A 10,312-nucleotide genomic window follows, 5' to 3' on the forward strand; every position below is an offset into this window, starting at 1 on the left:
GCTTGGGGGTCACCGGCGTGAGCGAGCCCGCCGCCAGCGCGCGGATCCGGTCCGGCCACTCCGGGGGGTACCACTGACCGTTCGCCATGGGCGCGAGGCTATCCCGTGGTGAGCGGATGTTCGAGAGGCAGTGATCACCTCGCCGATCGCCGGGCGGCTACGGCTGGACGAGCTCCACCTGGATCTCGACCTCGACCGGCGCGTCCAGCGGCAGCACCGCAACGCCCACCGCGCTGCGCGCGTGCACGCCCTTCTCGCCGAGGACCTCCCCGAGGAGCTCGCTCGCGCCGTTGACGACGCCGGGCTGGCCGGTGAAGTCGGCGGCGGAGGCGACAAAGCCCACGACCTTCACCACGCGCGCGATCCGGTCCAGGTCGCCGACGACGGACTTGACGGCCGCCAGCGCGTTCAGGGCGCAGATGCGGGCGAGGTCCTTGGCCTCCTCCGCGGTGACCTCCGCACCGACCTTGCCGGTGACCGGAAGCTTGCCCTCCACCATGGGGAGCTGGCCGGAGGTGTAGACGTAGGGGCCGCTCAGCACGGCCGGCTGGTAGGCGGCGAGCGGCGGTACGACCGCCGGCAGCGTCAGGCCGAGCTGCGTGAGCTTCGCCTCGACCGCGCTCACGCCTGCTTCTCCCGCTTCAGGTAGGCCACCAGCTGCTCGGGGTTGTTCGGTCCGGGCACGACCTGGACGAGCTCCCAGCCGTCCTCGCCCCAGGTGTCCAGAATCTGCTTCGTGGCATGGACGAGCAGCGGCACGGTTGCGTATTCCCACTTGGTCATGGGGCCGACTGTATCCGCTGGCGGCGGCGGCCTTCGCGGCCGACCGGAGTGAGGGTTGTCCACAGGCCGCCGATTGCTTTTTGCGCGAACTGGTTACGCTCGAAGACGTGAGCAGGCTCCAGGTCGTCAGCGGCAAGGGCGGGACCGGCAAGACGACGGTCGCCGCCGCCCTAGCGTTGGCTCTGGCCACCGAGGGGAAGCGGACGCTTCTCGTCGAGGTCGAGGGCCGACAAGGCATCGCACAGCTCTTCGAAACGGAGGCGCTGCCCTATGAGGAACGAAAGATCGCCGTCGCCCCGGGCGGCGGCGAGGTGTTCGCCCTCGCCATAGACCCCGAACTGGCCCTACTGGACTACCTCCAGATGTTCTACAAACTGGGGAGCGCCGGACGGGCCCTGAAGAAGCTCGGCGCGATCGACTTCGCCACCACCATCGCGCCCGGCCTGCGGGACGTGCTCCTGACCGGCAAGGCGTGCGAGGCGGTCCGGCGCAAGGACCGCGCCGGACGGTTCGTCTACGACTACGTCGTCATGGATGCTCCGCCCACGGGCCGGATCACCCGCTTCCTGAACGTCAACGACGAGGTCGCCGGCCTCGCGAAGATCGGCCCGATACACAATCAGGCGCAGGCCGTGATGCGGGTGCTGAAGTCCCGGGAGACCGCCGTCCACCTGGTGGCCCTCCTGGAGGAGATGCCCGTCCAGGAGACCGCGGACGGCATCGCCGAGCTGCGGGCGGCGAACCTGCCGGTCGGCCGGGTGATCGTGAACATGGTGCGGCCCGAGGTGCTGGACGCGGCGGACCTGGACCTCGTACGGACGATGCCGCGCGCCGATCTCGCGCGGACGCTGTCGGCCGCCGGGCTCGGCGGGGCTCGCCGTGGGCAGAACGCCGAGAAGCTGGTGGACCCGCTGGTGGCGCAGGCCGAGGAGTACGGCGAGCGGTATCTGCTGGAGCACGAACAGCGGGCCGTCCTGGCCGAGCTGGGCCTGCCCCTGCACGAACTGCCGCTGCTCGCCGAGGGCATGGATCTGGCGGGCCTGTACGAACTGGCCACCGAGCTGCGGAAGCAGGACATCTCATGAGTCCGGACGACCCCACATCGGCGCACCACCGTCTCTCCCCCTCGCGCGTGCTCGACGTCGATCCGCTGCTGGACGACCCGAAGACCCGCATCGTGGTGTGCTGCGGGTCGGGCGGGGTCGGCAAGACCACCACGGCTGCGGCACTGGGCCTGCGGGCCGCCGAGCGCGGCCGCAAGGTCGTCGTGCTCACCATCGACCCGGCGCGGCGGCTGGCGCAGTCCATGGGCATCGACTCGCTCGACAACACCCCGCGCCGGGTCAAGGGCGTCGAGGGCGACGGCGAGCTGCACGCGATGATGCTCGACATGAAGCGCACCTTCGACGAGATCGTCGAGGCGCACGCGGACCCCGAACGGGCCGCGACGATCCTGGGCAACCCCTTCTACCAGTCGCTGTCCGCGGGCTTCGCCGGCACGCAGGAGTACATGGCGATGGAGAAGCTGGGCCAGCTGCGGGCCCGGGACGAGTGGGACCTGATCGTCGTCGACACACCGCCCTCGCGCTCCGCGCTGGACTTCCTGGACGCGCCCAAGCGGCTCGGGTCGTTCCTGGACGGGCGGCTGATCCGGCTCCTGACTGCCCCGGCCAAGCTGGGCGGCCGGGCGGGGATGAAGTTCCTGAACGTCGGGATGTCGATGATGACCGGCACGCTCGGCAAGCTGCTCGGCGGTCAGCTGCTGAAGGACGTCCAGACGTTCGTGGCCGCGATGGACACCACGTTCGGCGGGTTCCGCACGCGCGCGGACGCGACGTACAAGCTGCTCCAGGCACCCGGGACGGCGTTCCTGGTCGTGGCGGCCCCGGAGCGGGACGCGCTGCGGGAGGCCGCGTACTTCGTGCAGCGGCTGGCCGCCGAGGACATGCCGCTCGCCGGGTTGGTGCTCAACCGCGTCCATGGCAGCGGCGCCGACCGGCTGTCGGCCGAGCGGGCGCTCGCCGCCGCGGAAAATCTTGAAGAGCCCCGCATTGTCGATCAGGGGGACGGGAAAGCTGGACTTCGTAACTCTCCCGACACGTACGGCAGTTCAGATTCACCCGCTTCCGAGGCGCCGGCTCGCAGCGGAGGCTCCCCCACCGCCACGGACGAGGACGACTCCCCCGTCGTCACGGACGAGCACACCTCGCAGCGCCCCGTCGACCAGCTCACCGCAGGCCTGCTGAGGCTGCACGCGGAACGTATGCAACTCATCGCCCGCGAGCAGCGCACGCGTGACCGCTTCACCTCGCTGCACCCCGAGGTGCCGGTGGTCGAAGTGGCCGCGCTGCCGGGCGATGTGCACGACCTCACGGGACTGCGGAACATCGGCGACCGGCTCGCGGCCCACCGGCCGGAGCTGCCGGTCGAAGACGTCTGAGGGCGGGCTCCCCGCAGGGGACGCCCGCAGTCCTCAGCCCCGTGGCGCTCAGCTCACCGCCGCGTAGTTCTCGTACACCTCGTCGTCGTCGAGGGGCACCAGGCCGGCACCCCGCTCGTACTCCGTCCGCGCGGTCTCCAGGAGCCGGCGCCAGGAGGTGACGGTCGGGCGCCTGCGCAGCAGTGCGCGGCGCTCGCGCTCGGTCATTCCTCCCCACACGCCGAACTCGACGCGGTTGTCCAGCGCGTCGGCCAGGCATTCCGTGCGTACCGGACATCCGGTGCACACCGCCTTGGCCCTGTTCTGCGCTGCTCCCTGAACGAACAGTTCATCCGGATCGGTAGTGCGGCAGGCCGCCTGCGCACTCCAGTCGGTTACCCAGCCCATACCGGCGCCGTCCTCTCCCGAATCGAGGCTCCCCCACGGCGGCAGCGGCATATTCACCGCCGCCAGTTGAGGACGTTACGGAAGGTGGGCACGGCGCAACACCCCCAGCGGGCCCAATCTTGAATGGCCCGAACGGACTATGCGTAAGCGGCAGATCACCCGGGGGAGTGAGCCTGCGACATGCGCGACAATCCCGGCAAATGGGGACGGTTCAGTTGCGCCACAACGGACGCCAAGTGACACTCAAGGCCGATTCGGGCACCCGCCCAACACGCCTCGGCGAAAAAGGCCGAGGGGATCCGGAACGATTCGGGGTCGCCGGACGTATTGATACGTAGCCCTACTGCTGTGACAGTTGAGAGCAGCTTAGGCCAAGGCATATACGCGTGTCCGGCGAATGAGAACGTAGGCTGCCCTCATGCCAAAGAAGCGCTCGGGCGGTGGTCTGTCGCCAACGCAACAGGCCGCCAAGTTCCTAGGTGTCAGTGTGCTCGCGGGAGCCGTCATGGCCGGCATCGCGCTGCCCGCCGTCGGCGCGCTGGGCCTCGCGGCGAAGGGATCGGTGGAGAGCTTCGACGAGCTCCCCGCCAACATGCGGACCCCGCCGCTCAGCCAGCGGACCACCATCCTCGACTCGCGCGGCGACGACATCGCCACGGTCTACTCGCGCGACCGGACGGTGGTCGAGCTCAAGGACATCTCGCCGTACATGCAGAAGGCGATCGTCGCGATCGAGGACTCGCGCTTCTACCAGCACGGCGCGGTCGACCTCAAGGGTGTGCTGCGCGCCCTGAACCGCAACGCGCAGAGCGGCGGCGTCGCCGAGGGCGCGTCCACGCTCACCCAGCAGTACGTGAAGAACGTCTTCGTGGAGGAGGCCGGGGACGACCCGACGAAGGTCGCGCAGGCCACCCAGCAGACCCTCGGCCGGAAGATCCGCGAACTGAAGTACGCGATCCAGGTCGAGGAGGAGCTCGGCAAGAAGAAGATCCTCGAGAACTACCTGAACATCACGTTCTTCGGCCAGCAGGCCTACGGCGTCGAGGCCGCCTCGCAGCGGTACTTCTCCAAGTCCGCCAAGGACCTCACCCTCCCGGAGGCAGCCCTCCTCGCGGGTATCGTCCAGTCGCCCAGCCGGTACGACCCGGTCAACGACGAGGCGGAGGCCACCAAACGGCGCAACATCGTCCTGCAGCGCATGGTGGAAGTCGGCGACATCTCCCAGGCGGACGCCGACAAGGCGATGAAGGTGCCGCTGGAGCTGGAGGTCAGCCGGCCGCAGAACGGTTGCATCACCGCCGTCAAGGGCGCCAGCTTCTTCTGCAAGTACGTCGAGAAGGTCTTCCTCAACGACCCGGTCTTCGGCAAGACCAAGGAGGACCGCGCGAAGATCTGGAACCAGGGCGGTCTGACCATCAAGACCACCCTGGACCCGCAGGCCCAGGAGTCGGTGCAGGCCTCGCTGAAGGATCACGTCAACCAGGACGACCAGGTCGCCGCCGCGACCACCCTGGTCGAGCCCGGCACCGGCAAGATCCTCGGCATGGGGCAGTCGAAGGCGTACGGCTACGGCAAGAACGAGACGGAGTACAACTACTCGGTCGACTCCGCCTGGGGCGGCTCGAACTACGGCTTCCCGACCGGGTCGACGTTCAAGCCCTTCGTCGCGGCGGCCGCGCTGGAGCAGGGCCGGCCGGCCTCGCAGGAGTACTCGTCGCCCTACGACATGGACTACCCGAGCCCGGTCCAGACGTGCTCCGGCAAGCCGTGGCTGAACACGGGCCCGAAGAAGGCGACCGTCGAGAACGAGGACGAGTCCGAGGTCGGGCCGTACCGGCTGGAGGAGGCGATGGCCAAGTCGGTCAACACCTACTTCGTGCAGATGATCTCGGACATCGGCCTCTGCCCGGTCATGAAGATGACCGAGAACCTGCACGTCGTGCAGGGCAACGGCGACAAGATGCCCGAGGTGCCCGCGATCGCCCTCGGCTCCAAGGGCATCTCCCCGCTGACCATGGCGACCGCGTACGCGGCCTTCGCCTCGCGCGGTACGTACTGCTCGCCGGTCGCCATCGAGTCGATCACGCAGAAGATCGGCAACGAGCAGAAGTCGCTCCAGGTGCCGAAGTCGACCTGCTCACGGGCCATGTCCGAGAAGACCGCCGACACCATCAACGCCCTGCTGGGCGGCGTGATCGACTCGGGTACGGGCCAGGAGGCGGGCCTCACCGACCGCGACAGCGCGGGTAAGACGGGTACGACGGACGAGCGCAAGAACGCCTGGTTCGTCGGCTACACGCCCAACCTCGCGGGCGCGGTCTGGGTCGGCAGCGCCACCCAGCAGGTCCAGATGGAGAACATCAACATCGGCGGCGTCCACCACGACAAGGTCTACGGCGGCCGCGTCCCCGGCCCGATCTGGCGCGACGCCATGACCGGCGCCCTCACGGGCAAGGAGGCGGCGTCCTTCAACCACATCGACCTCCCGGAACCCGAAAAGGACCGCGATAGCGAGGACGGTGACGGCGAGCGTGGCCGCGGTGACGGCAACAACGACAACGGGAACGGTGACGACCAGGGCGGCCTCATCGAGGGCCTGATCAACGGAGGGACGGACGGAGGGCCGGACCCGAAGCCGTCCTTCTCCCTCCCCGAGGGCTGGATCCAGGGCGGGGACAACGGTGGGAACAACGGCAACGGCAGCGGTGGCAACTGGCCGTGAGGGCAGGGCCGGCGGTAGTCGCCGGCCGGCAGCCGTAGGCCCGTAGGCGGTGGTACGGCGATGGGGGCGCCCCTTTCAGGAGGGGCGCCCCCATCGCCGTACCGGAAGCCGGGCTCAGCCCGCGAGGATCTTCTTCACGGCCGCCGCGACGCGGCCGCCCTCCGCCTGGCCGGCGACCTTGGGGTTCACGATCTTCATGACCGCGCCCATGGCCCGCGGCCCCTCCGCGCCGGCCGCCTTGGCCTCCTCGACGGCCTGGGCGACGATCGCGTTCAGCTCCTCGTCGGACATCTGCCGGGGCAGGTAGGTGGCGAGCACCTCACCCTCCGCCTTCTCCCGCTCGGCCGACTCGGCGCGACCACCCTGGGCGAAGGCGTCCGCGGCCTCCCGCCGCTTCTTCGCCTCCTTGGTGATCACCTTCAGGACCTCGTCGTCGGAGAGCTGGCGCTTCTCCTTGCCGGCGACCTCCTCCTTCTGGATCGCGGCGAGCGTCAGCCGGAGCGTCGAGGAGCGGAGCTCGTCGCGCTCCTTGATCGCGGCGTTGAGGTCTTCCTGCAGCTTCGACTTGAGCGTGGTCATGACGTCGATTGTCGCAGGTGTGCACAACCGGACGCCCGTTGATTTAGGGGGCGGTCGGACGCGGGGTCCCGGCGGGGTCTGACACGATGGTCGTATGCGCGCGCGATACGGAGTACCCCTCGGCATCACGGCGGTCGCGGCCGCCGGTCTCCTCTACTCGGCCGGGTTCGAGGCCCGTTCCTTCCGCCTGCGACGGGTGACCGTCCCCGTGCTGCCCGCGGGCATGCACCCGATGCGCGTGCTGCACGTCTCCGACATCCACATGGTCAGCGGCCAGCGCAAGAAGCAGCGCTGGCTTCGCTCGCTGGCCGGCCTGCGCCCCGACTTCGTGATCAACACCGGCGACAACCTCTCCGACCCGCAGGGCGTGCCGGAGGTGCTGGACGCGCTGGGCCCCCTGATGGAGTTCCCGGGCGCGTACGTCTTCGGCTCCAACGACTACTACGGCCCCAAGCTGCGCAACCCCGCCCGCTACCTGTTCGAGAAGGCCCAGGGCCGGCACGGGCTGAACGGCAACGCGCCCGCGGTCGGCGTCGTCCACAACCCGTGGGAGGACCTGCGGGACGGTTTCGACGCGGCGGGCTGGCTGAACCTCACGAACACGCGGGGCATGCTGAAGATCGACGGCGCAACGGTCGAGATGACCGGCGTGGACGACCCGCACATCAAGCGGGACCGCTACGTGCAGGTGGCGGGCGGTCCGTCGGCCGACGCGGACTTCTCGATGGGCGTGGTGCACGCGCCGTACCTGCGCAGCCTGGACTCCTTCACGGCGGACGGCTACCCCCTGATCCTGGCCGGCCACACCCATGGCGGCCAGCTGTGCATCCCCTTCTACGGCGCCCTCGTCACCAACTGCGACCTGGACACGGAGCGGGTGAAGGGCCTGTCGACGCACACGTCCGAGGGCCGGACGTCGTACATGCACGTGTCGGCGGGGTGCGGGACGAACCGGTACACGCCGATGCGGTTCGCGTGTCCGCCGGAGGCGACGTTGCTGACGTTGGTGGGGCGGGAGTAGCCCCACGGAAAGCGCCAGGTCAGCCCCGCTGTCGGCGAGGCCGGCAGGGCTTCGGCGTAACCCACACAGCCCACCCGATATGCCCCATTTGCCCTACATGCTTAGCGTGAGGGCATGACCGCCCCGATACCCAGGGACATCCCGGACCTCCCCGCGATCCCAGGCATCCCCGCGCTGCTGCCCTCGCCGGTCCCCGCCACGGCGGTGGTACCCCCCGTACGCCGACCCCTGATCGCCGCCTTCCGCCTCCTCACCGCGGCGACGGCGGCGGCCGGGGTGGCGATCTTCCTGGTCCTCGGCAGCCCGCCGCGCGTGCTGAGCCACTTCACGATCCAGAGCAGCATCCTGCTGGCCCTGGTGCTCGTCGCCTCGGCCCGCCGGGCGTGGACGGCCCGTCGCCCGCTGCGCTCCTCGCTGACGGGAGCGGCACTCCTGTACGTGGTGGTCACGGCCCTGGTCCACCATCTGCTCCTGGCGAACGCGCCGAGCCCCTACGCGATGACCAGCACGATGACAGGTGCCACGACGTCGGCGCTGCTCCAGACCATCGCCGATCACGTGCTCCACACGGCGGTCCCGATCGCGGCCGTCCTGGATTGGCTCCTCCTCACGCCCCCCGGCCGCCTGCACCTCCGCCAGGCCAGCACCTGGCTGCTGTACCCCATGGCCTACCTGGCCTTCTCCTTCATCCGGGGCGAGTACCTGCTCCCGGGCACGCCGGGCCACTATCTCTACCCCTTCCTCGACGTCGACCAGCACGGCTACAAGAGCGTCCTGGGCAACGCCCTCCTCCTGGGCCTGTCCATCTACGCGCTGGCCGTCCTCCTGGTCGCCCTCGACCACGCCCGTCCGAACCCCGTCCGCCACCACGGCAAAACCGGATTTCGTCTCCAGCCACCAGTGGGCTAAAGTAAACGTCGTCGCCGCGACAGCAGCGACATCGGGGTGTAGCGCAGCTTGGCAGCGCGCTTCGTTCGGGACGAAGAGGTCGTGGGTTCAAATCCCGCCACCCCGACGCTGGTCAGAGGGTCAATCGCATGATCGCGATTGGCCCTTTGTCGTGCTCGGGGGGCAAACAGGGGTCCAACGAAGTTGATCACCTCCTGGCCTTACTGATCACGGCTCGCTGTCGGCGGCGGACGGCCTCGGTCGTCGCCTGGCTGCCGTGACCGTCCGGCTCCACTCCGTCCCCTCCCCGCCCGCCTCCTGCTGCTGCCGCTGCCGCCGCGGGTGCTCTGGGAGGACGTCGACCACCTACTTCGGCAGAGCGATGGCCCGTCGGCGCTTCTTTTGGTCTTCGTCTCGCCGTGCTCCCGCACGGAGCGCCACACGGCGACGTGCGGCGCGATGCCGTCGGCTGCGTCTCGCAGGAAGACGTGGTCCCAGGTGAGGGGCCGAGCCTCGCGCTGCGACGAGCGCCGCTTTGGCCTGCTTCAGGTTCAGTGCCTTGCTCGGCCGGGGCACGCTTCCGGAGTGGCGGGTACTGCGGCCCTGTCCTCCAACCAGTCGTCAGCATCGCGCGTTCGGCGCCGTTGGCGTTTCCCGTAGAGCCAACGGCCGACGCCAGGCGCTTGCCCGTAGCGGCGCCGCGAACGACGAATTCGAGGCGCGGCCGCGAAGGCTCCGGGGCCAATCCGTCGACAACTCCCTTGGTGGGCGGCTCAAATGGGGGCGCAGCGAAGAACCGCAAGTGAAGCTCAGATCTTTCTCAATTCCGTGCCCGCGGCTTGGGCCGGCATGTCCCTTGTGATTGAGTTGATCTTCGTTCGGCGCGTGGGGGAACTACGGCACAGACGACCAATGTGCGCGCGCGCTCGGCGAATTGATGGGGCATGAGTCCCCGACTCTCTCTGACCAAGGAGCAAGTTGTGAAGACCTTCCGCCGTCGTGCGGCGCTCGTCTCTGTGGTGTGCGCGGCCGCCGTCACCTTCTCCGGTATCGGCACCGCCCATGCCGCCACCCAAGGTCCGGCTGTCGCCTCGATATCCACGGAGGAGGTCTCCGAGCAGCAGATCGACGAAATGGCCACGTATCTGGAGGCCATATTCGGTGGTGAACTGACCGCCGAAAACGGCGCGTTCGATCGCGCCGCCACCGAAGCGAAGTTCGGCAAGGAGTTCGCGGACACGGTGGAAGCGGAGATCGCCGCGCAGCGTGCGGGGGCCGGCAGTTCCAAGGCGTCGTCCGGGCTGCGTGCTGCCGCCGCGAGCAAGGACAGCTACGGCAAGTGCCTGCTGAAGGCTGTGGGGCTGGGCGGACTCGGCGGTGCCACTTCCGCCATCATGAACAAGCTGTCGGACAAGAAGTGGTCCGACGCCGCTCGGCTGATCACCAAGGAAGCGGCCAAGCGCGGCGTCAAGATCGCCGTGAAGGGCGGGGT

Annotated in this window: 10 protein-coding genes, 1 tRNA gene and 1 pseudogene; 7 read left to right on the plus strand and 5 right to left on the minus strand. The window is 69.1% G+C overall.

Going from position 1 to position 10,312, the window contains the following annotated elements; translation table 11 throughout:
* From AB0O67_RS33995 to AB0O67_RS34005, 3 genes and pseudogenes are all read right to left on the minus strand, one after another.
* Window positions 1-88, minus strand: a pseudogene (locus AB0O67_RS33995) (NUDIX hydrolase); the annotation flags it as partial.
* Window positions 89-157: 69 nt separating this feature from the next.
* The gene (locus AB0O67_RS34000) at window positions 158-625 is read right to left on the minus strand and encodes a RidA family protein (protein WP_365458809.1); all 468 of its coding nucleotides are present in this window, start codon (window positions 623-625) and stop codon (window positions 158-160) included.
* Window positions 622-783, minus strand: a complete 162-nt coding sequence (locus tag AB0O67_RS34005) for a DUF4177 domain-containing protein (protein WP_003975360.1) — start codon at window positions 781-783, stop codon at window positions 622-624. The genes AB0O67_RS34000 and AB0O67_RS34005 overlap by 4 nt, the downstream gene beginning before the upstream one ends.
* A gap of 107 nt (window positions 784-890) precedes the next feature.
* On the opposite strand from AB0O67_RS34005, the gene AB0O67_RS34010 reads away from it, so the two are divergent.
* A complete protein-coding gene (locus AB0O67_RS34010; protein ID WP_365458813.1) occupies window positions 891-1,868 on the plus strand; it encodes an ArsA-related P-loop ATPase in 978 nt (325 codons plus the stop codon).
* Window positions 1,865-3,223, plus strand: a complete 1,359-nt coding sequence (locus tag AB0O67_RS34015; RefSeq protein WP_365458816.1) for an ArsA family ATPase — start codon at window positions 1,865-1,867, stop codon at window positions 3,221-3,223. Before AB0O67_RS34010 ends, AB0O67_RS34015 begins: the two co-directional genes overlap by 4 nt.
* 48 nt (window positions 3,224-3,271) lie before the next feature.
* Here AB0O67_RS34015 and wblA read toward each other — a convergent pair whose 3' ends face one another.
* Entirely contained in the window at window positions 3,272-3,610 is a 339-nt protein-coding gene (wblA, locus tag AB0O67_RS34020) for a transcriptional regulator WblA (RefSeq protein WP_167529677.1), read from the minus strand.
* Between the two features lie 418 nt (window positions 3,611-4,028).
* On the opposite strand from wblA, the gene AB0O67_RS34025 reads away from it, so the two are divergent.
* Window positions 4,029-6,332, plus strand: a complete 2,304-nt coding sequence (locus tag AB0O67_RS34025; RefSeq protein ID WP_365458820.1) for a transglycosylase domain-containing protein — start codon at window positions 4,029-4,031, stop codon at window positions 6,330-6,332.
* Window positions 6,333-6,446: 114 nt separating this feature from the next.
* Here the strand turns inward: AB0O67_RS34025 and AB0O67_RS34030 are convergent, their stop codons facing one another.
* Entirely contained in the window at window positions 6,447-6,911 is a 465-nt protein-coding gene (locus AB0O67_RS34030) for a GatB/YqeY domain-containing protein (protein ID WP_365458823.1), read from the minus strand.
* 94 nt (window positions 6,912-7,005) lie between these two features.
* Between AB0O67_RS34030 and AB0O67_RS34035 the strand changes: the two genes are divergently transcribed.
* The 4 genes from AB0O67_RS34035 to AB0O67_RS34050 all read left to right on the plus strand — a co-directional run.
* Window positions 7,006-7,932 carry a metallophosphoesterase gene (locus AB0O67_RS34035; RefSeq protein WP_365458826.1) on the plus strand — a complete coding sequence of 309 codons (927 nt, stop codon included), beginning with the start codon at window positions 7,006-7,008 and terminating at the stop codon, window positions 7,930-7,932.
* A gap of 114 nt (window positions 7,933-8,046) precedes the next feature.
* On the plus strand, window positions 8,047-8,841 hold the full coding sequence (locus tag AB0O67_RS34040) for a Pr6Pr family membrane protein (RefSeq protein ID WP_365458829.1): 795 nt from the start codon (window positions 8,047-8,049) through the stop codon (window positions 8,839-8,841).
* Between the two features lie 32 nt (window positions 8,842-8,873).
* Window positions 8,874-8,947, plus strand: a tRNA-Pro gene (locus AB0O67_RS34045).
* 853 nt (window positions 8,948-9,800) lie between these two features.
* Window positions 9,801-10,312 (plus strand): hypothetical protein (locus tag AB0O67_RS34050; RefSeq protein WP_365458832.1); only part of this gene is annotated, 512 nt, incomplete at its 3' end.

The organism is Streptomyces sp. NPDC086077 (assembly GCF_040686175.1).
In the GTDB taxonomy this organism is placed as follows: Bacteria; Actinomycetota; Actinomycetes; order Streptomycetales; family Streptomycetaceae; genus Streptomyces.